Source organism: Mycolicibacterium bacteremicum (assembly GCF_002086115.1).
Classification (GTDB): domain Bacteria; phylum Actinomycetota; class Actinomycetes; order Mycobacteriales; family Mycobacteriaceae; genus Mycobacterium; species Mycobacterium bacteremicum.
Genome location: NZ_MVHJ01000019.1, coordinates 55,409 through 79,842, shown reverse-complemented (window position 1 = coordinate 79,842; position 24,434 = coordinate 55,409). Strand labels below are relative to the sequence as shown.

Sequence of the window (24,434 nt, the reverse complement as noted above, 5' to 3'; positions counted from 1 at the left end):
ACCGGGCCTCGGCGGACCGGATCAGCATAGGTTTGCCGAATCGTAATAATTTCGTGACCGTCATATTTAGGAACGGGCCAGCAGCCCCGAATCCCTGATGGTCTCCGCGAGTGGTTCCAACACGGCGGGGTCATACGGCGGCGGCAGGTAGATGATCGCGAGGTCGAGGCCCTCGGCGCCCAGCGCGATGGCGTCCTCGACGACTCGGCGATAGTTGCGATCCTCGCCGAGCCGAATATGAGCCGACAGCGTGATCTCTTTCGGGTCGCGACCGATATCGGCGCAGTGCGCCGCCAGCACGTCGCGCTTGCGGGCGAACTCCTCCGGCGTGCCGCCTACGAAGTTCCAGTGGTCGGCATACTTCGCGGTGATCTTGAGGGTGCGCTTCTCGCCGTTGCCGCCGATGCAGAACGGGGGATGCGGTTGCTGCGGGCCCTTGGGTTCGTTGCGGGCGTCCTTGAGTTGGTAGAACTTGCCGTCGAACGTGGTGGATTCCTGGCTCAGCAGGCCCTTGAGGACCTCGCAGGCCTCCTCGAAGCGGTCGAAACGCTCCTTGATGGAACCGAGTTCGATGCCGTACGCGCCGGATTCCTCCTCGTTCCAGCCGGCGCCGATCCCGAGTTCCAGGCGCCCGCCGGAGATGATGTCCAGCGCCGAGGCCATGTTGGCCAACACGGCGGGGTGCCGGTAATGGATGCCGGTGACCAGAACGCCGACCCGCAGCCGCTCGGTGGCCTGCGCCAGCGCGGTCAGCGTCGTCCAGCCCTCCAGGCACGGGCCGGTCGAATCGGAGAAGATCGGATAGAAGTGATCGAACGTCCACCCGGACTGGAAAACGTCGATGTCATCGGCGGTCTTCCAGATGGCCAGCATGTCCGACCAGGTGGTGTTCTGCGGTGAGGTTTTGAAGGCAAAGTCCACACTTGGTCAACGACCATCCGCGGGCGATAAATTCCGGCATACCCGCCGTGATCGGCCGCGATGAGTTCGGTGTCCGCCGGAAGTCGATATGACCATGATCGATATGGGGACGGTGAGCGCGCGCACCGCGGCGGTACTCGGCGGTGTTCGCGACGGTCAATTGAGCGGTCCGACGCCATGCGCGGAACTGTCGGTGGGGCAGGTGGTGGCGCATGTGGGCCAACTGGCCGCGGCCTTCGGGGCCGCGGCGGCCAAGAACCTCGGCGAGCTGACCGACAGCCCGCCCGGCGCCGATGGTTACCCTCTCGACGAGGGCTGGCGGGACGACTATCCCGCCCGGCTCACCGCATTCGCGCAGGCGTGGCGGGCGCCGCAGGCATGGGCCGGGATGACCAGGGTGGGGGCCGTCGACCTGCCGGGTGAACTCTGCGGCCTGGTCGCACTGACCGAGGTGGTGGTGCACGGGTGGGATATCGCGGTCGCCACCGGACAGGCCTACACCGTCGATGACGACATCGCGACGGTGCTGCTCGGGCATCTGACCGCCTTCACCGCCGGTGGTCCGGTCGAGGGACTGTTCGGCGCACCGGTGACAATCGCCGCGGACGCCGGCGACTTCGCCCGGGCGCTGGCGTTGAGCGGCCGTGACCCCGCGTGGGGCCGTGTGTGACCGGGCGGGTGTGACCGGGCGGCGGCCCGGGCACACTTGATTCATGGACCGTATCGACCCGGTGGCCGCACTACGCCGCATCGCGTACTACAAGGACCGGGCCCGCGAGGACTCGCGCCGGGTGATGGCCTACCGCAAGGCCGCCGATGTGGTGGAAGCGATGACTCCCGAACAGCGGGAGAAAGTCGGCAAGACCAACAGCTGGCAGACATTGCCGGGTGTCGGGCCCAAGACCGCCAAGGTCATCGCCCAGGCGTGGGCCGGCCGGGAGCCCGAGACGCTGGTCGAATTACGGGAGAGCGCAGCAGATCTCGGCGGTGGGGAGATTCGCGCCGCGATCAAGGGCGACCTGCATCTGCACTCGAATTGGTCCGACGGGTCCGCTCCGATCGAGGAGATGATGGCCACCGCTCAAGAGCTCGGCCACGAATATTGCGCCCTGACCGACCATTCCCCGCGGCTGACCGTCGCCAACGGCCTCTCGCCGGAGCGGTTGCGTGCCCAGCTCGACGTCATAGACGAACTGCGCGAACAGTTTCCCGGTCTGCGCATCCTGACCGGAATCGAGGTCGACATCCTCGACGACGGCACGCTGGACCAGGAACCCGAACTGCTCGAGCGCCTCGACATCGTCGTCGCCAGCGTGCATTCGAAGCTGAAGATGGATGCACCGGCGATGACGCGCCGGATGGTGCGTGCGGTGTCCGGTGGTCAAGCCGATGTACTGGGCCACTGCACCGGGCGGCTGGTGGAGGGGGGCCGGGGGACGCGTCCGGAGTCACAGTTCGACGCCGAGGCGGTGTTCACCGCGTGCCGGGACAACGGTGTAGCGGTGGAGATCAATTCGCGTCCCGAGCGGCGCGACCCGCCGACCCGGCTACTGGAGCTGGCCTTACAGATCGGCTGCGACTTCTCGATCGATACCGACGCGCACGCCCCCGGCCAGCTCGACTTCCTGGGCTACGGCGCGCAACGCGCCCTGGATGCCGGGGTGCCGGTGGACCGCATCGTCAACACGTGGTCTGTCCAGCGGTTGTTGGAGTGGGCCGGCCCGAACCGCTAGCTCGCCGATGTGAACGGATTGTGTTCGGCGATCAGCTTTTCCATCCGCGCCTCATCGATGCGGGCATGCACGCTGGCTGATTCCTGCTGATCCCGGATCACCTTGGCGAGTGTGAAGGCGCTGGTGACGAGAAACAGCACCGACATCGCCAGGAACATGCGCTGCCAGAAGTCGAGGGGCAGGAACGTGATTCCGGCCAGCACGCCGAGGAAGCTCACGCCGAAGGCGATGTGCGCTTGCAGGGAGAATGCTGCGGTGACCTTTGCCGTGTCGCTGAATGCGTTCATGGCCCCACCCTGCCCGACGGTGGCCGTGCGGCGAATGGGTGAAACTACTCAATCCGGCAGCATCGGCATCTCCAGACCCGGGTCGCGCCCCACCAGTACTCCGCGGGTGACCGACGCGTTGCCGAAGCGCTGACGGACCTCGTCGACGGCGGCGTCCAACGCGCCCTGGTCGACCGGTGTGCCGAACGGCAGCTCCAGCTGGGCGGCGCCGTCGCGATCGATGTTCGAGACCGCGAAACCGACCAGGGTCAGCCCGCGTTCGGCGATAAGCGGCCCGGCCCCGGCCAGCAGGTCACGAGCCGCCGCGAGCACCGCCTCGGTGGATGCGGTCGCCCGGGCCATGGTGTGCGAACGGGTGACCCGGCCGAAGTCCGCGAAGCGCAGGCGCAGCACGACCGTCCGCCCGGTCCGCCCCGATGCCCGCATCCGCCGTGTGATGCGGTCGACGAGGTTGACCACCACGGCGTCGATCTCGGCGTCGGACATGCTGCTGCCCGCTCTGCCCAGCGCGCGCTGCGCCCCGACCGAGCGCCGCCGGACGCCGGTGACGACGCGGCGACGGTCGATATTGTGCGCCAGTGCGAACAGCTGCCTGCCCATCGCGGGGCCGACCATGGCGCCGAGTGAGGTCTCGCTGAGCTCGGCGACATCGGCCACGGTGTGGATGCCGTGGGTGCGCATCTTGTCGGCGGTCTTGGCGCCGACGCCCCAGAGCCGGCGCACCGGCAGCGGATGCAGGAACGCCAGTTCGCGGTCGGGCGGAACCAGCAGCAGTCCGTCGGGCTTCGCCTCCTGGCTGGCGACCTTGGCCAGGAACTTGGTGCGCGCGATCCCGACCGTGATCGGCAGGCCGACATCGATGCGGACCCGCTCGCGCAGCTGTGCCCCGATCTGCACCGGGGTGCCCGACACCCTGCCGAGCCCGCCCACGTCGAGAAAGGCCTCGTCGACCGACAGCGGTTCGACCAGTGGGGTGGTGTCGCGGAAGACCTCGAACACCGCTCGGCTGGCGTCGGTGTAGGCCCGCATCCGGGGCGGGACGACGATGGCGTGCGGGCAGAGCCGTCTGGCCTCGTATCCACCCATGGCCGTGCGCACCCCGTAGGCCTTGGCTTCGTAACTGGCGGCCAGCACCACGCCGCGGCCGACGATCACCGGCCGGCCGCGCAGGCTCGCGTCGTCGCGCTGCTCGACGGAGGCGTAGAACGAGTCGAGATCAGCATGCAGGATGGTCGCCAACCCGTCACGTGCGCCGGACACGAACACATGTTCGCATCCGGCTCCGACAAGATCAGGGTGCGGTGCCGTAGATGCTGGTCAGCCAGATATGCGTGAGAGTATCCACGACCCGGTCATGGTCGACCGAAGGCCGGTCGCCGGCCAGCGTGGCCATCATCATCTTCTCGTTCATCAGGTTCAGTGAGGTCGCGAGATCCAGCGCGGGCAACGTGTCCGGCGCCGCACCGCGCTGGCGTTCGGCGTTGATCAGGGCCGCGGTCAACCCGATCCACTTCTGCATGAGGCCGGCCCAGATGGCGCGGAACTCCGGGCTGCTGCTGACCGCCTCCGCCCCGGCGCGCGCCGTGGCCGGATGCGAGCCGAACGAGCTGAAGAAGATCTCGATACCGCGCCGGATCGCCTCGTGCGGTTCGGTGGGCATGGTGTCCATCGCGTTGTCGAAGCCGGTGTCCGCGCGCTTGATCAGCGGGTCCATCAGCGACAGCAGCACCGCCTCCTTGGAGGCGAAGTAGAAGTAGAACGTGGGCCGGGAGATACCGGCACCCTTGGCCAGGTCGTCGACGGAGATCTCAGCGAACGATCGATGCTCGATGAGCCGGGCGGCGGTGTCCAGAATCGCCTGTTGCCGCTCGTCCCCGGAGGGACGCGCGGCACGGCGTCCGCGACTCGAGCCGGCGATGGTCACGGCCTCACCTTAACACCGTGTCGACTTTCTCAACACACCGTTGACTGACTCAACACCATGTTGATACCGTCGGTCCCATGAACGAACACTTCGACGTCGTGATCGTCGGTGCCGGCATCTCCGGTATCAGCACCGCCTGGCATCTGCAGGACCGCTGCCCGTCCAAGAGCTACGTCATCCTGGAGCGCCGGGAGAACATCGGTGGCACCTGGGACCTGTTCAAGTACCCCGGTATCCGGTCGGACTCCGACATGTTCACCCTCGGCTTCCGGTTCAAGCCCTGGACCTCGTCCCGCTCGATCGCCGACGGCGCCTCGATCTGGAACTACATCAACGAGGCCGCCGTGGAGAACGGCATCGACAAGCACATCCGCACCGGCCAGAAGGTCACCGCCGCGGACTGGTCCGATACCGACAACCGGTGGACCGTCACCGTCGAGGCCGACGGTGAGCAGAAGCAGATCACCGCGTCCTTCCTGTCCGTCTGCAGTGGCTACTACAACTACGACGAGGGCTACTCGCCGACCTTCGTCGGCTCCGAGGACTTCACGGGTCAGATCATCCACCCGCAGCACTGGCCGGAGGATCTGGACTACGCGGGCAAGAAGATCGTCGTGATCGGGTCGGGTGCCACCGCCGTCACACTGATCCCGTCACTGGTCGACGGTGGGGCCGGGCATGTGACGATGCTGCAGCGGTCGCCGACCTACATCGGGTCGTTGCCGCTGGAGGATCCGGTGGCCGTACAGGCCAACAAGTATCTGCCCAAGCACATGGCGCACTTCGTGAACCGTTGGAAGGCCATCGGATACGCCACCGGTCAGTACCAGATCGCCCGGCGCTTCCCGTCGGTGTTCAAGAAGGCGTTGCGGCAGATGGCCACTCGCCGGTTGCCCAGGGACTTCGACTACGACAAGCACTTCAGCCCACGCTACGACCCGTGGGACGAGCGAGTCTGCCTGGCGCCCAACGGCGATCTGTTCAAGGCGATCCGGTCGGGCAAGGCCGACGTGGTCACCGACATCATCGAGAAGTTCGACGAGACCGGTATCACGCTGGCCTCCGGCCAACACCTGGACGCCGACATCATCATCACCGCAACGGGTTTGAACATGCAGCTGTTCGGCGGCGCGAAGGCGCTGCGCAACGGTGAGCCGATCGACCTGACCAAGTCGATGACCTACAAGGGTCTGATGCTCTCCGGCGTGCCCAACATGGCGATCACCTTCGGGTACACCAACGCATCCTGGACCCTGAAGGCCGACCTGGTCTCGGAGTTCATCTGCCGCGTGCTGAACTACATGGACGACAACGGATTCGACCGGGTCGAGCCGCAGCACCCGGGGGCCGCGATCAAGGAAGAACCGTTCATGGACTTCACCCCGGGCTACTTCCGCCGGGCCATGGATTCGCTGCCCAAATCGGGTTCGGAGGCGCCCTGGCGACTCAAGCAGAACTACTTCATCGACCTGCGCACCATCCGGTACGGCAAGGTCGACGAGGAGTCGCTGCTGTTCACCAAGCACCGGGCGGCCGTCTCGGCCTGATTGCCCGGCGAGCAGACGCAAATCCCCCCGAAAGATGCCCTTTTCGGGGGGATTTACGTCTTCTCGCGCCAGGTGGGTCGGCCGACGGGGGTCATGCGCCGCCTCCGGCGACGGGGGTCATGCGCCGCCTCCGGCGACGACGACAATCCCGTCCTCGTCGCTGTAGGCGATCTCCCCGGGGACGAACGTCACCCCGCCGAAGCTCACCTCGACATCCCGTTCGCCCGCACCGGTTTTGGTGCCCTTGCGCGGATTGGTGCCCAGCGCCTTGATGCCGACGTCGATGGTGCGCAGCGCCGCCGCGTCCCGCACCGCCCCGTGCACGATCACCCCGGCCCACCCGTTGTCGGCCGCGAGCCCGGCGATGATGTCGCCGACCAGTGCGGTGTGCAGCGATCCGTTGCCGTCGACCACGAGTACGCCGCCATCGCCGGGGGTCGACAGGATCGACTTCAGCAGGGCGTTGTCCTGGAAACAGCGCACCGTGGTGATCGGGCCGGCGAACTCGGTGCGCGCACCGAAATTGCGCAATTGCAGATCGCAGCTGCGGACGTCGGGATAGATCTCGTCGACCAGATCGGCCGTGGCGCGGGGCTGGACAGTCATTCCATGATGCTAGCGATGACCACATCGTGGACGAACTGGGCCAACCCGGGCTCGACATCGTCGTAGTACGCCGTGAACCGGGCGTCGGCGAGGTACATCTCGACGAGATTGCGGTGCATCTCGCCGCCGCACTCGTAGAACCGCTCGATGGATGCGCGGTGCCGGGCGGTCAGCGCGTCGGCCTCCGGTGATCCCGCGGTGACGCCGGACCGCTTGGCAGCGGCCAGATCGGCAAGCAATGCATCGCCCTCGGCCTTGATGTCGATCCAGTCCTGCTTGCTCAGCTGCGCGACGCGGCGCCGGGACTGTTCCCACTCCGCGGTGTCACCCCACCGCTGCTGCGCCTCGACCGCGTACTCGGCGCCGAAGGCCGTGGTGCCGAAGATCTCCACCTGCTCCTGAGCGGTCAACTGGATTCCTGCGTGGTGTGCGTCCATGAGTTCCTCCACTGCCTTGATGGTGCGCTGCAGTCCCTCGGCACGTTCCAGTAGCAGAGCGTGCTGACGGCGCAGCCGGGACAGCTCGTCGGCCTCGGGGTCGTCGAGCAGGACGCGGATCTCCTCGAGCGGCAACCCGGCCTCGCGGTAGACGAGCACCAGGTGCAGCCGCTCCACATCGGCATCGGTGTATACCCGGTACCCGGCCGCCGTCCGCACGCTGGGCACCACCAGGCCGATGTGGTCGTAGTGGTGCAAGGTGCGCACGGACACCCCGGTCAGGGCGGCGACACCGCCGACAGTCCGTTCGTCCATGAACTCGACCATGGCCCCTGACGTCGCGTCAGGGTCAAGTCCGGATCAGCCCTCGTCGTCGCCGCGGCGGGTCCACAGGACCACCACCACGGCAAGCAGGCCGACCGCGATCGCGACGGCCAGCGGCAGCCGGGACTGGTCCGGGCCGACGGCGGGCGCGACGGTGGGGACGGGCGAGGCCGCGGCCACGGTGGACTTCGCCTGGGCGGCAACCTCTTTGGCGGCTTCTTTGACGATGGCGGTCGGTTCGGCCTGCTCAACGACCGGCGGTGCCGCCGCGGCGGGCGGGGCCTTCTTGGCCGGTGCCTTCTTCGCGGGCGCAGCCTTCTTGGCCGGTGCCTTCGCCGGCGCAGCCTTCTTCGCCGCCGCCTTCTTGGCCGGCGTCGCCTTCACCGGAGCGGCCTTCTTGGCGGGCGCCTTCTTGGCGGGCGGGGCGGGCGGCGTGGGCTCGGCCGGGCCGTCCGCGGGCAGGCCGGGGTCAGCCGGGTCCTTCTGCTCGGGAAGGTCCTGCTCGTCGGCCATGGCTCAGCTCCTCTGCCGGGTGGAATCGGAAATCCCCATCATGCCAGCAGCCCAAACCGGCTAACCGGTCACCGCCAACGCCGCGGCCAGGGTGAGGGCCACTGCCATCAATGCCAGCTCGGTGCCAGAGCGTCGGGCAGAGACCTGCGCGCTGACCCGGTGCCCACGTGCCGAGGGCAGCCACTGTGACCTGTTCTGCCAGGCCAGCGCCATCAGACCGGCGGTCACCACCACCTTGGCCAGCAGGAGTCTGCCGTACCCGGAGCCGATCAATGCCGCCGGCGAGCCCAGCGTCACCGCCGCGCTGAGCACGCCGCCGACGAGCAGCACCAGCACGCACCACAGCGACAACACCGAGAACCGCGGCAGGACGCGCGCCCACTGCCCACGGTGCCCGACGGTCAGCACCAGCGCGGCCAGCAGGCCGCACCACACCGCCGCGGCCAGCGCGTGCAGCGTCACCGCGACGCCGCCGAGCGCGCTGTCGGAGAGGTGACCGGCCAACGTGCGCGAGGCGGTTCCCAACGCGGCGATGCCGGCGATCAACGCGGTCGGCCGGGTACCGCGCACCGTCACGGCCGCGGCGACGACCGCGGCGGCACACAGCACGCTGATCAGGTCGGCCCGCCCGGCGACCGTGGCCGTCGCGTACTCGGCCGTGGTCCGCACCCCCAGATCCAGGACGGTGACGTCGGCCGTCGCCGCCGCGGCGATCACCAACCGGACCAACTCGGCGACCAGCCAGACCCCGGCAGCGACCGCCAGGACCGGTGCACTGCGCCCGGCCAGTTCGGCGCGATGGCGCGGCACATCGAGGAACGGCACCGCGGCCAGTCCGAGGACCACCACCGCCGAACCATCGGCGAGCATCCGGGTCAGCGCGGTGGGCAGCGACAGCTGCGGCCGGGCGAGCGCCCACGCCAATGAGACGCCGGCAGCCATGACGAACACCGCAAGACCGGCCCGCCGCAACCGGCTCACGTGCGGCGGCGTCGGCTCCACCACACGCCGGCCCCGACCAGAACCACCGCACCCGCGATGAACGGCCACACCGGTAGACCGGACTCGTCGGCCGGCACATCCGGAGCGGGCGCGGTCACCGGCGGACCGGGCGTACCGGTGCGGGCCACGGTGAGCTCGAACGACCAGGAACCGCTGATGACGTGCCCGTCGGCGGAGGTGACGCGGTAGTTGGCGGTGTAGGTGCCCGCCGGACCGAGCGGGCGCAGATCCACCTCGGCGACCGGACCGCTGACCCGCGGATCACCGGTCGACCAGAGGTTGCCGTCGGGACCGACGACCGTCATCGCCGCAAAGGCGGTCTGCAGATCCTCGCTGAACGTCGCGGACACCACGGCGGGCGCCTCGGCCAGGGTGGCCCCGGCCGCCGGATCGGTGGACACCAGCGCGGCATGCGCGGAGGCGACACCGGCGCCGCCGGATCCGAGCACGGCCAACAGCGCCGCGACCACGGCGGTGAACAGCCGGATCACGGCAGGCCGAGCCGGGCCAGGATGTCGGCGTCGATACCGTCGAGCTGATCGCCGATGGCGGTGTGCGCCGCGCGGCGGCGGGCCGACGGCATGTTCTCGGCGGCGGTGACGGCCGCGGCCAGATCGGTCAGCCGGTCGCCGACCGCGGTGACGAACGCGCGCGTCTCGGCGTCCTTGGGGTTCTTCTCGGCGACCCGCCGAACGGCCTGCTCGGCGCCGGTGATGCGCGCCGACAGCGCCGCGCCGTGGCCGGAGAACTGACCGACCTGACTGAGCGGCACCCCGAGCTGGTCCGCGCGGCGCTGATCGAGCAGCCCGCGCGCGGCGATGGCACCGCGATAGGCAAGCGGCACCAGCACCGGGGCCAGCAACCGGGACACCGTCAGCGCCCGGCGCACCTTGATGGGGGACAGCAGCTTGCCCTCGCGGACAGCCCGCAGCTGGGTCTCGGCGATCTTGAGCGCCGCCCGGTCGCTGTCCTGCTGGGCCTTGAGCTGAGCCTTCACCGCGCGGGCCGCGGCCTTGCGATCGGCCTTGATGCGCCGGGCATCATTCTTGGCGGCGAGCCGGGCTTCCAGCTTGGCCTTCGCCTTGATCGCCCGGGCCTCGGCGCGCCGGGTCGCACGGCTCTTGCGTCGCGTGAACAGGGCCATCGGCGGCGCCTCCCGGTCATATCGTCGATGTGGTGGGTGGACGGCATGGGCACATGCCGCCGTTGCGGCCAACCCTATCGCTCTACCATGCCCACCACCCTCAGGCGCCCTGCGGGCCGGCTGGTTTACGCGCTGCAGCAAACAGCATCCACGGGGTGTGCGACAATTGCCGAAACGACTGCTGATCTGCACGGTGACGCCTTGAAGGGGTGGTGACGACGTGGGTTCGCGCATGCGAGTCGCCGCGGCTGTCTGCCTCGTGTGCTCCGGCTTGCTGATCGGCACCGCCTCCAGCGCAATCGCATTCGCCGAGCCGGACACCGAAAGTGAGCCGTCCGGGGACCGGAACGCCGGTGCGGAAACGCGTCCGCAGGGCGCCGTGTCCACCCGCGCCGGGTTGCCCCGTCCCCGGGTCGCGGCCCCGCCGATCGGGCGGCGTGGACAGCTGTCGGTTACCCCCGATCCGGCCGGGAAGACCGACCCCGAGACCGGTGACAGCAAACTTCCCCAGGAGCCGGGCGAGGCATCCCCCGGCGAGCCCGCGGCTGATGCGGGCGAATTACCGGCGGACCCGAACGGCACCGACGAGGCGACCGGGGACGACCGCGACACGGCGGATCAGGCCGTCCGGGAGCCCGCCGATCCGAAGGATCCCAAAGATCCCGACGACGACGAGTGCGGCTGGTGGTGGCCGAGCCCGCCCGACGGGGGCTTTCCATCATCGGGAACCGGCGACGGGTACGACGGCGGCGCCGCGCCACCGGCCGGGCGGCCGGCGGTCCCTCCTGCCATTGACCTGCCGGGCCGTCCGGTTCCGGAAATCCCCTTGGCTGCCGCGAATCCCGGACCATCGGTGCCGGCGCCCGGGCCGGCCGTACCCGCCGCGCTGCCGATGCCGATGCCGCCGCTGCCGGTGGCCGCCCTGCCGCCCGCCGCACCCGGTGCGGGCGGTGCAGGCCGCGGCGGCGCCTCGGGCGGGTCCGTTGCCGCCCGCCCCGCACCCCCGGCCACGCGCGGCGCGCCACCCGCCGAGCGCCCGGCGCCGCCACGCAGCGTCGACGCGGTGCCCGCGTCTTACCGGGCCGGTTACGGCGAACACCTACGCACTGCGCCGATGTCGACGGTGGCCGCGATGGCGGTGCCCGGAGCAACCGGCATCATGCTGCTCACCGGAGTGGGGGGATTGATCGGCTACCGACAGGCCCGTGCGGGCCTGACGATCCGGTCGACGGGTTCGGGGCGGTTCGTGAGTTGACCGGTTTTCCTCGCGAGCAGCGAACGTCAGCGCCATAGTGGAAAGGTTGGAAAGGGGGACATCATGCCTGCCAGTCGTCGCGTCACCCGCGCCGTGAGCTCCGTGCTGGACCTGGCCCCGCGCAAGGGGGAGGTCTCGCTGCCGCGTCTTGTCGAGGCAGTGGCCGAGGATCAGGGCCGTCCGATCCAGATCAAGATGGCAGACCTGCCGTCCGGGGTGTGCGGCCAGTGGCGCCAGTACGCCGACCACGATGTCTTCCTGATCCAGAAGGGTCTGCCGGCCTGGGACCGCACGCTGGCCCACGAGCTGGGCCACCTGGTGCTCGGTCATGCCGGTACCCCTGTCGTCGAGGCCGCCCGCGAGGTGACCGAGCTGGCCACCTCGGATCTGATCGGGTACATGCTCAACCAGCGGACCGGTTGCATGGGCCCGGCCGGTGAGGAGGCCGAGCAGGAGGCCGAGGACTTCGCCGCCCTGCTGATCTACCGGCTCGGCAGGCTGCCCTCGGATCGATCATCGATCGTGCAGGTGCGCCTCGGAGAGGCGTTTGGTTGACCGTCTGGGTGATCGCCGGTCTGCTCGGACTGGCGACCGGCCTGCGCATCGGCTGGGCGCTGGTCAACAAGCAGTCGCTGGTGAGCACGGCGATGATCCTCGCGCTGGGCAGCCTGGGCATCGTCGCCGCGTTGAATTGGCAGCCGTTGACGCTGTTGATCGACACCGCGTTGCGCTGGCCCAACATCTCCGTCGCGCTCAGCCAGGTGGCCCTGATCGCCTGTGCGGCGGGCAGTTGCGTGATGATCACGACGGTGGCCTCGGACCGCAAGCCGACGACGATCCGGCGGATCGCGATCGCGCAGTACGTCGTGGCCGCCGGTATCGCGGCCGCCACGCTGGTGGGATTCTTCCGCCGCGAGCAGGAACCGGAGATGGCGCCGGAGGAATACCTGCGTCGGCACCTGGCCCCGGGCGGATCCTCGGCCTGGCTGCTGCCGATGCTCTACGTGCTGCTGGCGCTGACCCTGGTGGCCTGGGCGGGTGTGCGTCATTCCAACCGCACCCGGCGCGGCCGGGCACTGTTCGTCTTCAGCGTCGGCATGGTGCTGATGGTGTTGGCCAGCGCCTTCTTCCTGCTGCGGGCGGTCGGTAACACCGATGTGCTCGGTGTCGGCGCCGCAGCCACCCTGCTGGGCTGCGCCATGCTGGTGGTCGCCGGCGGGTCGCTGCTGCCCAGCATCGAGGACTGGTTCGGGGCCCGCCGCGAGATGCGCACGATCCAGCCGCTGCTGGCCGAACTCAACGAGCGCCATCCCGATGTGGGTATCGGGGTGCGTCCGCGCGGGCCGTTGCTGTTCCGGGTCGCCGAGCAGATGTCGCTGATCTCGGACTCGTTGTATCTGGAAGCCATTGCCGCCGAGGGACTGCGCCGCCGCCGGGTCGACGCCGGCTCCGGCCTGCGCGACAGCGAGCAGAGTCTCAACATCGCCGAGATCGGCGATCTCGCGGACCTCGATTCCCCGCCGGTGCCCGCGGACGAACAGGCGCGCGGCATCGCCGGCTGGATCTTCGACGGCCGCGGCGAGGGCCGCGAGGACGCGCATGCCGCGTTCCCGGGGCTGAACTGGCTGCGCCAGCCGGCCACGTTCTCCGACCGGGAGTGGATCCTGGCGATCGCCGAGCAGTACCGGGCGCTGGTCCAACAGCCCTGAACGCACAAACGGTGCCTCGCGCTTGCGCGCTCGGCACCGTTTGGTGGTGATCCGTGGAGGAATCAGCCGTCGAGGTTCTCCCGGCGACGGAGCTCGTCGACCTTCTGGGCCAGGTCCTGCTGGGACTCGGCAGACAGCCCGACCGTCCGGGCGGCGATGCGGCGCACGCCCTCATCGCGCATGTTGGCCAGCCAGGTCAGTTCCTTGTCGAGCTTCTCGTAGTATTCGTCGTCGGTGAAGTACGCCGGCTTGATCCGGAAGAAGTTGGCCAGCGCAGTCATGGTGGTCGCCGACGGGTTCGTACGGTTGCCAGAGCGCAGCTGGGACAGGTACGGCGCCGACATCGTGACACCCTCGGCCTTCAGCGCACCGATCACCTCGGCCGACGTGTGCGGTCCCCGACCGGGAGGGTAAACCGTATCGAAGAGGCGGTTCAGTCGGGCGGCGAACGTCTTGCTCATCTAACTTTCCTCCACATAGCTTACGAGCGGTCTGCGCTGGCTTCGTATTTGCTGATCATCGTAGCGAGAGATATCGCCACAACCAAGTGCAAACCACTGAAAAGTAACACTACCCCCACTTCGGGCTGCACGCGAGGTGGTGTAGCTGCATGTCAACCTCATATTGCCGGCTCGGACCGGTGAGCTGGCGAAGCTGAAAATAACGCTGACGCTGTTTTGCCCAGATCTCCTGATCTTGTCATGTAGTCACTCTGACCCCATAGCTGGCCGACTGTGCGCAGACGTCACACAGCAAAGTTCAGCACGGGATTTGCTGAGCTCGCGGGCGAAGTCGGGGAGCGGTAGACATGCCCAGCCCTTCGCTCTGCAACATAATTGCTGGTCCGCGCGCATCCGGTCCGCGCGAATGTGGCCGAACCGTTACCGACGGGGTTGCCGGCCCACCCCGCGGAACGGCGGGGGAACGCCGGGCGCTAGGCGGCGAGCAGCATCGCGAGGATGGCGGTGTCCGGGTGGCTGATCGGATCGACGCCGACCCGGCTCACCATCGAGGTGATGGTGCCGTCGGCCTCGGCCTCGACCCAGGCGGCGCGGTGCTCCAGCCCCAGGTGTGGGATGCCGGGGAGCAGGACGCAACCCGAGGCGGCGCCGGCGCACTCCGGCAGCGACGGTGTGGTCTCCGATGGCGGATGCAGCATGAGCAGCGCCGGCGGCTGGTGGTCGGCGAAGAATCCCGGCGGGACGGCGGACTCGCCGACCACCGGGCCCTCGGCCAGCACCAGCCCCACGGTGCCCGGCTCGGGCTGCTCGGGAAGTTCCTCGCGGACTCCGAAAATGGTTGTGGTGGAGAGCAGTCCGGGCAATGAGGCGACCCGTACGGCGACGATGAGCAGTTGCGCCCACTCCTTGGTCGAGTCCGGCCACCGGCCCGACACCACGAAGCCCTTCAGGGTTCCCCGGGAATGGAACGGGGCGATCTCCACTGCTCTACCGGAACCGGTGTCCATCTGGCCTCCCGACAGTCGCACGCCTGCTGCTCCGACACTGCTGTGGGTCGCTGTGACACAGGATGCGGCAGTGACGCATTAGCACGCAAGAGGAACCGAGTGCCAGCAGAATGCGGAAAGCCCCGCGTGCCGATGCACGCGGGGCTTCCGAAGAGCTCGCCGGTCTAGCCGAAGATAAGGCCGCCGGTCTGCGCGGTGGCCTTGGCGTAGCGGTCCTGAACGTCGGCCCAGTTGACGACGTTCCAGAACGCCTTCACGTAATCGGCCTTGACGTTCTTGTACTGCAGGTAGAAGGCGTGCTCCCACATGTCGACCTGCAGCAGCGGGATGATGCCCAGCGGGACGTTGGCCTGCTGGTCGTAGAGCTGGAAGGTCAGCAGGCGCTGGCCCAGGCTGTCGTAGCCCAGCACCGCCCAGCCCGAGCCCTGCAGACCGTTGGCCGCGGCGGTGAACTGCGCACGGAACTTGTCGAAGCTGCCGAACTGGTCGTCGATCGCGGCGGCCAGGTCGCCCTCGGGCTTGTCACCGCCATTGGGGGACAGGTTCTTCCACCAGATGCTGTGGTTGACGTGTCCGCCGAGGTGGAAGGCGAGGTTCTTCTCGTTCAGGAAGATGGCGGACTGGTCGTCGTTGGCGCGGGCTTCCTCGAGCTTGGCCACCGCGTCGTTCACGCCCTTGACGTAGGTGGCGTGGTGCTTGCTGTGGTGCAGTTCGTTGATCTGGCCGGAGATGTGGGGTTCCAGGGCGCCATAGTCGTAATCGAGGTCTGGCAGTGTGTATTCAGCCACTGGGTTCCTTCCTAGTCATGGGGATCACGGAGGAGTTCGGCGTCGGCAATCTCGACAACAAGCTCGAGGTCAACCTTGCTCCATCCCCGCGCGCACCGCAAGGAGCGGCTCCGCGACCGTGGACCGGGAAGCGATCAGAACAGGACGATGGCGGCGAGTACGCCGATGAGGATCAGCGCGATGACGGTCGCGCGGATGAGGGCAACAACCTGGTTGTTGGTGTAGTGATGGGACGACTGCCAATCGGACGGCGGCACGGCCGACCCTTGCCCAAGCGGGTGTGCTGCCATCAAGCGCTCCTGACCTGCACGATCACTGTGTCCCCCCAGTGAGATCTGTCACACGGACTGTTGTGACGCCGATCATAGACCCTGTTTGCCCGAGGCCGAAATCGGGTCCCTGGCACCCCGTCCAGGGGTCCGCCGGCAATCAAATCCGACCGATTCGAACCGGCGGGTAACTGCCGTCTGCGAAACTTAGTTCATCAATATTTTTGCTCGTCCGGCGCGTCGCTTGTTGATCGCCGGGCCCGTGAAAACCCGATTCATCCACAGGCCGAACCCGGATTCACAGTTGAAACGGGGGTCATCCCCAGCGATTCGACCCCCAGCCTGTGGATGAACCTGTGGAAACTGTGGATAGCAAGGACATTGCTGCCGGGGAATCGGTGCGTCGCCCGGCGGGGCGTGCCAGCATGGTCGGTATGTCTGACGGGGATGTGCAGCAGATCGAGGTCGGCCGGCTGCCGGCGGAGTTCGGGGCGGACGCCGTGCTGCTCGATGTGCGCGAGGACGATGAGTGGCAGAACGGGCACATCGCGGGCGCCCAGCACATCCCGATGGGCGATGTGCCCGCCCGCATCGACGAGATCGACCGCGACGCGACGCTGTACGTGATCTGCCACGCCGGTGGTCGTTCGCAGCGGGTGGCCCAGTATCTGGCCCGTAACGGCTTCGAACCGGTCAACGTCGCGGGCGGCATGCTGTCCTGGGTCCAGGCGGGCCGTCCGGTCAGCACCGGGTCGTAGGCTGGTCGAGTGATCCAGGTCTGTGCCCAGTGCGGCACGCGGTGGAACGTCCGCGACCGCCAACGGGCGTGGTGTCCGCGCTGTCGCGGGACGCTGCTGGCCCCCGGGGCGCAGCCACCCTCCCCGGCGCAGCCCGCCCGGCCGCCCGGGCCCGGGAAGCTTCCCTCGGGATACCGCTGGATCGCGGTCCGGCCCGGCGCTGCGCCGCCGCCGCGCCGCCGCCGCGGACCGCTGGGACCGACGCCCCGCTACACCGCCATCCCGCGGTGGGGGCTGCACGAACAGTTCGAGGAGGCCGGGGGCGCCGACCCGACGGCCGGCCGGCGTGGACCGTCGCCCGCACTGGTCCGGCGAACGGTGCTGGCCACGCTGATCCTGCTCGGGGCCGCGGCGGTGCTGCACATGCTCCGCTACGCACTGATGCTGTACAACCGCAGCTCGCTGCTGAACCCGATCGTGGCCGGCATCGCGACCTGGCTGCCGGTCGCGGCCAGCGTGCTGGCCTTCTTCGGCGTGCTGGCCAGCGGGCTGGTGTTGACCAACTGGCTGATCGCGCGGCGCGCGGCGGCGTTCGCGCATCTGGGTTCGGAGGACCCGCGCACGCCGGGCCGGCTATGGGTCGGCTGCATGGTGCCGCCGATCAATCTGGTGCTCGCCCCGGTCTACGTCATCGAGCTGGCCCGCGCCGAGCGACGCCGCGGGCTGCGGATCGTCAGCTGGTGGATCACCTGGTTCTTCAGCTATGCGCTGTCCATCGCGTCGATCGTGACGACCATCCTGACCGTCTTCCACACCGACGCGCAGCGCATTGCCGACAACACCGTCATCACCACCATTGCCTACCTGGTGGCACTGGCCACCCTGCTGCTGGCGTGGCAGGTGTACCAGGGCTTCGAGCGAACCCCGGTCGACCGCCCCGCGCATCGCTGGGTGGTGGCCGCCGAGGCGCCCAAGCCCGCCGACCGCGCCGAGCGACCTGCGGAAACAGACTCTCCGGTTGAGGCCGAGGACCGGAACCCGGCAGCATAGCGATATGACCACGGGGGACGCCGTCGGAGGAGCCGAGACCGGCCACCCGTTCGTCGTTGCGCACCGGGGTGCGTCCGCGGACCGTCCCGAGCACACCGTGGCCGCCTACGAGCTGGCGCTGCAGGAGGGCGCCGACGGCGTGGAGTGCGACGTCCGGCTGACCCGGGACGGTCACCTGGTCTGCGTGCACGACCGCCGGGTCGACCGCACCTCGGACGGCACCGGTCTGGTGTCGGAGATGACGCTGGCGCAGTTGCGCGACCTGGATTTCGGCTCCTGGCACACCGGCTGGCGCGACAGCGGGGTCGGCGGCGACACCGGTCTGCTGACCCTGGACACGCTGCTGACGCTTGTGTTGGACAGCAGACGGCCGGTGAAGATCTTCATCGAGACCAAGCACCCGGTGCGCTACGGAGCGCTGGTGGAGAGCAAGGTGCTCGCGCTGCTGCACCGGTACGGCATCGCCGCGCCCGCCTCGGCGGATCTGGCCAGGGCCGTGGTCATGTCCTTCTCGGCCGCGGCGGTGTGGCGGATCCGGCGGGCGGCCCCGATGCTGCCGACCGTCCTGCTGGGCGAGACCTCACGATTCCTCGGCGGCAGTGCGGCCACCACGGTGGGTGCGACGGCCGTCGGGCCGTCCATCGCCACCCTGCGTGAGCATCCCGAACTGGTCGACCGCGCCGCCGCACAGGGCCGCGCGCTGTACTGCTGGACCGTCGACCACTACGAGGACGTCCGGTACTGCCGGGATCTGGAGGTGGCGTGGGTGGCCACCAACCATCCCGGCCGTACCAAGGACTGGCTGGAGAACGGCCTGACCGGAGCCGGCCGGGATTAGAGATTGCCGCCGGCAGCCTTGGGCGCGGTCGGATCGGCCGCTGCGCCGCCGAGTTCGCGAGCCACGAAGTCCTCGAGGTGGAACAGGTTGGCCCCGGCCCGCTCGGCGATGCGAACCAGCGTGGTCATGGTGGCGACCTCTTCGACCTGCTCCTTGAGGAACCACTGCATGAACTGCTCGCCGAGGTAGTCGCCCTCGTCGCGGGCGACAGCGGCCAGGCGGGAGACCTGCTCGGTCACGGTCCGCTCCTGCTCCAGCGCCAGGCGCAAGGCCTGCGCCGGGGTGTCGAAGCTGTTCAGGACGGCGTCGACGGCGGGGATCTCGACATCGGCGTCGCGGTCGAGCAGGTACTGCACCAGCATCATGGCGTGGTTGCGCTCCTCGACGGCCTGCGCATAGAAGTGAGCGGCCAGTCGGGGCAGGTCGGCGCCGTCGAAGTAGACGGCGATGGCGACGTACTGCTGCGACGCGGTGAACTCGCTGCGAATTTGCTCGCGGAGGAGGGCGTTGAATTTGGTGTCGAGTGCGGTTGCGTCGGTCATGCCGACCACGATAGGGCAGGTCAGACGGCGTGTCATCCAAGGTGAGCCTTATTCAGGTTAGCCATTCCTTACCGCTGTGACAGCGGTTACACCGACCTCAATTTGTTTGCTGGGAACGCTCAGGGTTGGTCGGTGTCAAGCACATCGGCGGGTACCGCGGTGTCGGCAGCCAGCGCGGAGAACAGTCGCGAGGCGGCATCGCTGTCCCACACCACGATGGATCCGACATCGCTGGAGGTGTACTCGGCGATGGGCACGGTGGTGGTCGTGGGGTCGTCCTGCAGCGCCCAACCCAGCCGGGCCAGGTCCCAGACATGCCCGCCCTGATCGACGGTGACCGCGCCGGCCGCGGCATCGGCCATCGGGTACCACCGCAGGGGATTGAGCAGTACGGACGGACTGACGGCCCGGTGCAGCAGAGCCGACATGAACGCGCGCTGGTTGACCATCCGGTCCAGATCGGCCCGCGCGGTGGCGCGGGACCGGACGAAGCCCAATGCGTTACGCCCGTCGAGTTCCTGGCAGCCCGCGGGCAGGTCGATGCCGGCCAGCGGATCGTTGATCGGTTCGGCCGGACACATCGTCACTCCGCCGACGGCATCGACCAACTGGGCGAAGCCGCCGAAGCCGACCTCGGCGTAGTGGTCCAGCCGGATACCGGTTGCCTGTTCGACGGTCTGCACCAGCAGCGGTGCCCCACCCAGGGCGTAGGCGGCGTTGATCTTGTCCTGCCCGTGACCCGGGATGGACACGTACGAGTCGCGCGGTAGTGACACCAGCGTCGGCGGGGTGCCCGAGAACAGCCCGCCGATGTGCAGCAGGAGCAGCGTGTCGGTGCGGCCGTTGCCGAGGTCACCGCCGGTGGCCAGGCTGTTCTGCTCGTCGATCGACAGGCCCTGTCGGCTGTCGGACCCGACCAGCAGCCAGGTGGTGCCCTTCCCCGCGGGCGGCCGCTCCGGGTAGTCGGCCAGCACCGGGACGCGTTGCAGTGTCGAGTCGATCCACAACCCGCCGCCGACGGCGGCGCACACGAGCAGGACCAGGACGGCCAGCAGGGTGGCACCCCACCGGCGGACCCGGCGGGGTCGGCGTACCCGCGCGGGTGCGGCGGGCGGTGGGGTGGGCCGGCGCTGTACCGGAGGGTGCCGAGGGGTTGGTGGACGCGGTGGTGGTGGTCGGCGTGGCGGTGCCTGCCGCGGTGGTGGTTGGCGTGGCGGTGCCTGCCGCGGTGGCGGTGGCGGTGGCGGTTGCCGTGCGGGGGGTTGGGGTGGCGGCGACGGGCGCGGTGGCGTGGCCGGGTTCGGCGGCCACACCGGCGGCGGCCGGTGGCCGGGGTGGCGCCGGATCTCCTGAGCGGGTTCCCGCCCCGGCCGGTCGGAGTTCACACTGCGAATGTAGCGCTCGGCGCGGGGTTCTCAGTCCAACCAGTCCAGCTCGTCGGCTGCCAACGAATACCCGACGAACGCGACCGCGTCGATCAGCCCGTGGGCCACGATCAGCGGCCACAGCCTGCCGGTGCGCAGCCAGACATAGCCGAACACCAGCCCCATGACGATGTTTCCCAGCCCGGCGCTGTAACCCTGGTACAGGTGATAGGTGCCGCGCAGCAGCGCCGAGATCATCAGCGCGACCACCGGGGTGATGCGCAGCTGCCGCAGCCGGGTGATCAGGAAGCCGACGACGATGATCTCCTCGGCCCAGCCGTTGGCGAATGCGATGGCCAGCAGGAGCGGGATCCGCCACCAGGTGTCGTTGACCTCGGCCGGTTCGACGGCGGCGCTCAGGCCGAGCAGCCGGGCGCCGACGTAGAACGCCAGCCCGGGCAGGCCGATCAGGGCGGCCAGCCCCAGCCCGCCGGTCAGATCGGGGTGCAGGCGGAATCGGCCCAGCCCGATCGAGGCGGGCCCGGATCCGCTGCGCCACAACAGGTAGAGCCCGAGCGCGCCCCACGCCATCAGCTGGGCGACCGAGGCGATGTTGAGGCCCAGGTCGATCAGGTCGAAGGGTGACCGGCGTTCGTTGAGGGCGACGGTCTGTCCGCTCAGGCCCAGCAGTACCGCCTCGATGAGCCGCAGCGAGGCGACCCAGGCGCTCAATCCGAATGTGACGGCCAGGACGACGGCGATCTCGAGGCGGATGGTGCGGGGCGGCAGCGGCTCGCTGGGGAGAAAGGGCCCGGTCACCGCCGCCAGGCTAGACGGATCAGATGCGGCGCGCTCGCAGCCCGTTGAGGAACGGGCAGCCCATCAGCACCCGGATCGCCTGGCTGAGGCCGTTGACGTCATCGACCGGCTTGGGGAACGGCAGCCGGACATCGTGGTCGCCGGCCTCGTCCTCGACGCGCAACTGCACGCCGTAGCGGTCCAGGCCCAGCGGTCGCACCCGCCCGCCGCGCAGGGTCTGCGGCAGCCGGTCGGCCAATCGGTCCACCACCTCGCGGTGCGCCGACTCGAGGTGGCGCAGCCAGCAGGATTCCAGGCCGCAGAACGGGTCCGGGTCGGCCGCCAGCAGCGCACCCAGCCCCACCGACTCCGCGCCGGTGGAGTCCGCGACCACCACCGACTCGATCTCCAGCCGCGCCAGCGCATACGGGGTGTCACCCTGGGACGCCTCGTCGGAACCGGTGTTCACCTGCAGCAGAGCCGGATTCGGGTTCTCGGCGGCGATCAGGTCGAGCAGGCCAGGGACCTCGGCGTCGGGCACCAGGAACACCCGGCCCTGGATCCACACCAGCGAGCGGACCGGTTCCCGCAACGGCAGCGGCGCGTAGTCGGTCATCTCCAGGACGGCCTGGACACCGCCGGACCCGGCCGAGACGATCATGCCCGTCAGGAGTCCGTCGGCGGGGATGGTGATGGCGAACGAACCGTCGGCGAGCAGATGGTGCACCGGCGTCGCGGTGGGCTCGACGCCGGTGGCCCCGCTGGAGCCCTCCACGGCCAGCATCGCACCGCCGGCCCGCGCGCAAGCGCTGCGGATCCGCTCGGCCGTCGTCGGTGCCGTCACAGTCATCTATCGCCTTCCGGTTAGTGAGGTAAGCCTTACTTAACTACACGACGCCGGGGCGCGCAAGGTTTCCCTTTCGGCGTAGCCGTGGCGCCGTTGCGGCCGGATAGGGTTGTGGCGTGCCACGCATCGCCTATTTCGGCCCGGAGGGGACGTTCACCGAGGCGGCCATGCTGGCGCTGGTGGCCGCCGAGGCCATACCCGGCGGCGGCGACATCGCACCGCGGCCGTATGACAGCCCGGCCGCCACCCTGCAGGCCGTCCGTGCCGGCGACGCCGACTACGCCTGCGTACCGATCGAGAGCTCGATCGAGGGCTCGGTGTCGCCCACCCTCGACGGGCTTGCGGCCGGCTCGCCCCTGCAGATCTACGCCGAGCACACCCTCGACGTCGCGTTCAGCATCGTCACCCGGCCGGGCGTCACACCCGCCGATGTACGCACCGTGGCCGCCTTCCCGGTGGCCGCGGCGCAGGTGCGCGACTGGCTGGCCGCCGAGCTTCCGCACGCGCAGGTCGTGCCGGCCAACTCCAATGCCGCGGCGGCCAAGGATGTCGCCGACGGCCATGCCGACGCCGGGGTCAGCACCGCGCTGGCCGGCCGACGGTACGGGCTGGCCGAACTGGCTGCCGGTGTGGTCGACGAGGCGAACGCCCGCACCCGCTTCGTGCTGGTCGGAAACCCCGGCCCGCCGCCGCCGCGCAGCGGTGCCGACCGCACCTCGGTGGTGCTGCGACTGGACAACGTTCCCGGTGCGCTGGTGGCCGCGATGACCGAACTGTCGGTCCGCGACATCGACCTCACCCGCATCGAATCACGGCCCACCAGAACGGAACTGGGTACCTATAAGTTCTTCCTGGACTGGGTCGGTCACCTCGATGACGAGCCCGTCGGCGATGCGCTGGCGGCCCTGCACCGGCGCTGCGCCGAGGTGCGGTTCCTGGGGTCCTGGCCGACGGGCGCCGCAGTCGGTGCGCTGCCGCCGCGCGTCGACGAGGCGGGCCGGTGGGTACAACAGCTTCGGACAGGAGGATCGGCATGACCGGGCGACTGGTGCTGGTACGGCACGGACAGTCCCATGGCAACGTCGAGCGGCGGCTCGACACCCGACCGCCGGGGGCCGCGCTGACCGATCTGGGTCACCAGCAGGCCCGCGCCTTCGCGGCGAACTGGTCGCATCCGGTGGGCATCATCGCGCACTCGGTGGCCACCCGGGCCCGGGAGACGGCCGCCGGGATCGCCGCCGGGCTGCACCTGCCCACCCTGGAACTGGAGGGCATCCACGAGGTCCAGGTGGGTGATCTGGAGAATCGCAACGACCAGGCGGCGATCGATGAGTTCGAGGCGGTATACCGGCGCTGGCACGAGGGCGAACTCGACGTCCCGGTGCCCGGCGGTGAGACCGGCAGGCAGGTGCTGGACCGCGCGGTCCCGGTGCTCACCGAGCTACGGGTGCGCCATCTCGACGACCGGCGTCGGTCCGACGACATCGTGGTGGTCAGCCACGGCGCGGCCATCCGGTTGGTCTCGGCTGTGCTGGCCGGGGTCGACAGCAGCTACGCCTTCGACAATCACCTGAGCAACACCGAGTGCGTCGTGCTCAGCCCGATCACCGACGGCCGGTGGAGTTGTGTGCAGTGGGGTGAGGCGACGCCGCCCTTCACCGTCGAGGTGCAGCCCGAACCTCAGACCGCCGAGGCCGACGCCGGACCCATGGGCTGAGCAGCCCCCTCTTCGGCGCATTCACAACCGACCGCGAAACAGTCGATGGTGTAGGTGTGCGCCGCCTCCGGGGTGGGGCAGTCCGGTTCGGTGCATTCCGCGCGCAGGCCGATGTGCACGATCACGGTGCCGTGGCAGTGCTCGTGTCCGGCTTCGCAATCACGACAGGTCCCGCTCATGTCTGTCATTGTTCCACCGGCCACCGACAGCCCGTGGTTCCCACGCGGTGTCCGGGAGTTCTGCAAGTCGGCCCGCCGGCGGTCAACCCCAGCCCAATTCGTGCAGCCGCTCGTCGTCGATGCCGAAATGGTGGGCCAGTTCGTGCACGACGGTGATGGCGACCTCCTCGACGACCTCGTCCTCGGACCCGCACATCTCCAGTAGCGCGTCGCGGTAGATCGTGATGGCATCCGGCAACGCGCCCGCGTATGTCGAGTCGCGTTCGGTCAGTGCGATGCCCTCGTAGAGGCCCAGCAGGTCGGGCTCCTCGGGATGGCGGCCCTCGACCAGGAACACCACGTTGCTGGCGGCGGCCGCCAAGTCGGCGGGGATCAGATCCAGCGCGTCGGAGACCAGCTCGTCGAACCGCCGCGCGGTCATGGTCACCGGCACGC

31 protein-coding genes are annotated in these 24,434 nt (G+C 69.2%); 11 read left to right on the top strand and 20 right to left on the bottom strand.

Annotated elements, in window-relative coordinates:
- Window positions 1-66 precede the first annotated feature (66 nt).
- Entirely contained in the window at window positions 67-921 is an 855-nt protein-coding gene (locus tag BST17_RS20040) for an LLM class F420-dependent oxidoreductase (RefSeq protein WP_083060653.1), read from the bottom strand.
- Window positions 922-1,009: 88 nt separating this feature from the next.
- Between BST17_RS20040 and BST17_RS20035 the strand changes: the two genes are divergently transcribed.
- Window positions 1,010-1,591 (top strand): TIGR03086 family metal-binding protein, encoded by a 582-nt coding sequence (locus BST17_RS20035; protein WP_308214658.1) that lies wholly within the window; start codon window positions 1,010-1,012, stop codon window positions 1,589-1,591.
- A gap of 52 nt (window positions 1,592-1,643) precedes the next feature.
- Window positions 1,644-2,654: a PHP domain-containing protein gene (locus BST17_RS20030; RefSeq protein WP_083060669.1), complete on the top strand. Its 1,011-nt coding sequence runs from the start codon at window positions 1,644-1,646 to the stop codon at window positions 2,652-2,654.
- Here the strand turns inward: BST17_RS20030 and BST17_RS20025 are convergent.
- Genes BST17_RS20025 through BST17_RS20015 form a run of 3 tightly spaced genes read right to left on the bottom strand, consistent with a single transcriptional unit; the run spans window position 2,651 to window position 4,865 of the window.
- A complete protein-coding gene (locus BST17_RS20025) occupies window positions 2,651-2,941 on the bottom strand; it encodes a YiaA/YiaB family inner membrane protein (protein WP_083060652.1) in 291 nt (96 codons plus the stop codon). The two genes, BST17_RS20030 and BST17_RS20025, sit on opposite strands and share 4 nt — an antisense overlap.
- A gap of 48 nt (window positions 2,942-2,989) precedes the next feature.
- Window positions 2,990-4,207 carry a DNA polymerase IV gene (dinB, locus tag BST17_RS20020; protein ID WP_083060651.1) on the bottom strand — a complete coding sequence of 406 codons (1,218 nt, stop codon included), beginning with the start codon at window positions 4,205-4,207 and terminating at the stop codon, window positions 2,990-2,992.
- 25 nt (window positions 4,208-4,232) lie between these two features.
- A complete protein-coding gene (locus tag BST17_RS20015) occupies window positions 4,233-4,865 on the bottom strand; it encodes a TetR/AcrR family transcriptional regulator (protein WP_083060650.1) in 633 nt (210 codons plus the stop codon).
- 77 nt (window positions 4,866-4,942) lie between these two features.
- On the opposite strand from BST17_RS20015, the gene BST17_RS20010 reads away from it, so the two are divergent.
- A complete protein-coding gene (locus BST17_RS20010) occupies window positions 4,943-6,412 on the top strand; it encodes a flavin-containing monooxygenase (protein WP_083060649.1) in 1,470 nt (489 codons plus the stop codon).
- 117 nt (window positions 6,413-6,529) lie between these two features.
- Here the strand turns inward: BST17_RS20010 and rraA are convergent, their stop codons facing one another.
- The 6 genes from rraA to BST17_RS19980 are packed head-to-tail and all read right to left on the bottom strand — an operon-like array spanning window position 6,530 to window position 10,438.
- Complete coding sequence (gene rraA, locus BST17_RS20005) at window positions 6,530-7,018, bottom strand: ribonuclease E activity regulator RraA (RefSeq protein ID WP_083060648.1); 489 nt, start codon at window positions 7,016-7,018, stop codon at window positions 6,530-6,532.
- Window positions 7,015-7,770 carry a MerR family transcriptional regulator gene (locus BST17_RS20000; RefSeq protein WP_083060668.1) on the bottom strand — a complete coding sequence of 252 codons (756 nt, stop codon included), beginning with the start codon at window positions 7,768-7,770 and terminating at the stop codon, window positions 7,015-7,017. The genes rraA and BST17_RS20000 overlap by 4 nt, the downstream gene beginning before the upstream one ends.
- A 45-nt stretch (window positions 7,771-7,815) precedes the next feature.
- Window positions 7,816-8,292, bottom strand: coding sequence for a hypothetical protein (locus tag BST17_RS29015; protein ID WP_083060647.1), 477 nt, complete (start codon window positions 8,290-8,292; stop codon window positions 7,816-7,818).
- Window positions 8,293-8,352: 60 nt separating this feature from the next.
- Window positions 8,353-9,234 carry a CopD family protein gene (locus BST17_RS19990; protein WP_083060667.1) on the bottom strand — a complete coding sequence of 294 codons (882 nt, stop codon included), beginning with the start codon at window positions 9,232-9,234 and terminating at the stop codon, window positions 8,353-8,355.
- Window positions 9,235-9,269: 35 nt separating this feature from the next.
- Entirely contained in the window at window positions 9,270-9,785 is a 516-nt protein-coding gene (locus BST17_RS19985; RefSeq protein ID WP_083060646.1) for a copper resistance CopC family protein, read from the bottom strand.
- Window positions 9,782-10,438 (bottom strand): DUF6474 family protein, encoded by a 657-nt coding sequence (locus BST17_RS19980; RefSeq protein ID WP_083060645.1) that lies wholly within the window; start codon window positions 10,436-10,438, stop codon window positions 9,782-9,784. Before BST17_RS19980 ends, BST17_RS19985 begins: the two co-directional genes overlap by 4 nt.
- Window positions 10,439-10,670: 232 nt before the next feature.
- Between BST17_RS19980 and BST17_RS28810 the strand changes: the two genes are divergently transcribed.
- From BST17_RS28810 to BST17_RS19965, 3 genes are all read left to right on the top strand, one after another.
- Window positions 10,671-11,693 (top strand): hypothetical protein, encoded by a 1,023-nt coding sequence (locus tag BST17_RS28810; RefSeq protein ID WP_133053556.1) that lies wholly within the window; start codon window positions 10,671-10,673, stop codon window positions 11,691-11,693.
- Between the two features lie 63 nt (window positions 11,694-11,756).
- Window positions 11,757-12,248, top strand: a complete 492-nt coding sequence (locus tag BST17_RS19970) for a DUF955 domain-containing protein (protein WP_083060644.1) — start codon at window positions 11,757-11,759, stop codon at window positions 12,246-12,248.
- Complete coding sequence (locus tag BST17_RS19965) at window positions 12,245-13,402, top strand: hypothetical protein (protein WP_083060643.1); 1,158 nt, start codon at window positions 12,245-12,247, stop codon at window positions 13,400-13,402. The genes BST17_RS19970 and BST17_RS19965 overlap by 4 nt, the downstream gene beginning before the upstream one ends.
- 62 nt (window positions 13,403-13,464) lie before the next feature.
- Here the strand turns inward: BST17_RS19965 and BST17_RS19960 are convergent, their stop codons facing one another.
- The 4 genes from BST17_RS19960 to BST17_RS29360 all read right to left on the bottom strand — a co-directional run bounded on the left by BST17_RS19960 (window position 13,465) and on the right by BST17_RS29360 (window position 15,948).
- Window positions 13,465-13,863 (bottom strand): helix-turn-helix transcriptional regulator, encoded by a 399-nt coding sequence (locus tag BST17_RS19960; protein WP_083060642.1) that lies wholly within the window; start codon window positions 13,861-13,863, stop codon window positions 13,465-13,467.
- Window positions 13,864-14,336: 473 nt separating this feature from the next.
- Entirely contained in the window at window positions 14,337-14,870 is a 534-nt protein-coding gene (locus BST17_RS19955; RefSeq protein WP_083060641.1) for a peptidase, read from the bottom strand.
- 164 nt (window positions 14,871-15,034) lie between these two features.
- Complete coding sequence (locus BST17_RS19950) at window positions 15,035-15,658, bottom strand: superoxide dismutase (RefSeq protein WP_083060640.1); 624 nt, start codon at window positions 15,656-15,658, stop codon at window positions 15,035-15,037.
- A gap of 134 nt (window positions 15,659-15,792) precedes the next feature.
- On the bottom strand, window positions 15,793-15,948 hold the full coding sequence (locus tag BST17_RS29360) for a hypothetical protein (protein ID WP_165762310.1): 156 nt from the start codon (window positions 15,946-15,948) through the stop codon (window positions 15,793-15,795).
- 413 nt (window positions 15,949-16,361) lie between these two features.
- On the opposite strand from BST17_RS29360, the gene BST17_RS19945 reads away from it, so the two are divergent.
- From BST17_RS19945 to BST17_RS19935, 3 genes are read left to right on the top strand one after another with little or no spacing between them, the layout of a single operon-like run.
- Window positions 16,362-16,685: a rhodanese-like domain-containing protein gene (locus BST17_RS19945; protein ID WP_083060665.1), complete on the top strand. Its 324-nt coding sequence runs from the start codon at window positions 16,362-16,364 to the stop codon at window positions 16,683-16,685.
- A 9-nt stretch (window positions 16,686-16,694) separates the two neighbouring features.
- Window positions 16,695-17,714: a DUF4328 domain-containing protein gene (locus BST17_RS19940; protein ID WP_083060639.1), complete on the top strand. Its 1,020-nt coding sequence runs from the start codon at window positions 16,695-16,697 to the stop codon at window positions 17,712-17,714.
- A 4-nt stretch (window positions 17,715-17,718) separates the two neighbouring features.
- Entirely contained in the window at window positions 17,719-18,552 is an 834-nt protein-coding gene (locus BST17_RS19935) for a glycerophosphodiester phosphodiesterase (RefSeq protein WP_083060638.1), read from the top strand.
- Here BST17_RS19935 and BST17_RS19930 read toward each other — a convergent pair.
- The 4 genes from BST17_RS19930 to BST17_RS19910 form a co-directional block, all read right to left on the bottom strand.
- On the bottom strand, window positions 18,549-19,094 hold the full coding sequence (locus BST17_RS19930) for a ferritin (protein WP_083060637.1): 546 nt from the start codon (window positions 19,092-19,094) through the stop codon (window positions 18,549-18,551). The genes BST17_RS19935 and BST17_RS19930 overlap by 4 nt on opposite strands.
- 119 nt (window positions 19,095-19,213) lie before the next feature.
- Window positions 19,214-20,407, bottom strand: coding sequence for an LCP family protein (locus BST17_RS19925; RefSeq protein WP_234807745.1), 1,194 nt, complete (start codon window positions 20,405-20,407; stop codon window positions 19,214-19,216).
- Between the two features lie 102 nt (window positions 20,408-20,509).
- Window positions 20,510-21,277, bottom strand: a complete 768-nt coding sequence (locus BST17_RS19915; protein WP_083060635.1) for a CPBP family intramembrane glutamic endopeptidase — start codon at window positions 21,275-21,277, stop codon at window positions 20,510-20,512.
- A 19-nt stretch (window positions 21,278-21,296) separates the two neighbouring features.
- Window positions 21,297-22,106 (bottom strand): DUF2470 domain-containing protein, encoded by an 810-nt coding sequence (locus tag BST17_RS19910; protein WP_083060634.1) that lies wholly within the window; start codon window positions 22,104-22,106, stop codon window positions 21,297-21,299.
- A gap of 113 nt (window positions 22,107-22,219) precedes the next feature.
- Between BST17_RS19910 and pheA the strand changes: the two genes are divergently transcribed.
- The gene (gene pheA / locus BST17_RS19905) at window positions 22,220-23,140 is read left to right on the top strand and encodes a prephenate dehydratase (RefSeq protein ID WP_083060633.1); all 921 of its coding nucleotides are present in this window, start codon (window positions 22,220-22,222) and stop codon (window positions 23,138-23,140) included.
- Complete coding sequence (locus tag BST17_RS19900; RefSeq protein ID WP_083060632.1) at window positions 23,137-23,820, top strand: histidine phosphatase family protein; 684 nt, start codon at window positions 23,137-23,139, stop codon at window positions 23,818-23,820. The genes pheA and BST17_RS19900 overlap by 4 nt, the downstream gene beginning before the upstream one ends.
- Here the strand turns inward: BST17_RS19900 and BST17_RS19895 are convergent.
- Both BST17_RS19895 and BST17_RS19890 read right to left on the bottom strand, forming a co-directional pair.
- Window positions 23,784-23,999: a hypothetical protein gene (locus BST17_RS19895; RefSeq protein ID WP_207573681.1), complete on the bottom strand. Its 216-nt coding sequence runs from the start codon at window positions 23,997-23,999 to the stop codon at window positions 23,784-23,786. The two genes, BST17_RS19900 and BST17_RS19895, sit on opposite strands and share 37 nt — an antisense overlap.
- An 82-nt stretch (window positions 24,000-24,081) precedes the next feature.
- Window positions 24,082-24,420: a metallopeptidase family protein gene (locus BST17_RS19890; RefSeq protein ID WP_165762313.1), complete on the bottom strand. Its 339-nt coding sequence runs from the start codon at window positions 24,418-24,420 to the stop codon at window positions 24,082-24,084.
- Window positions 24,421-24,434 lie beyond the last annotated feature (14 nt).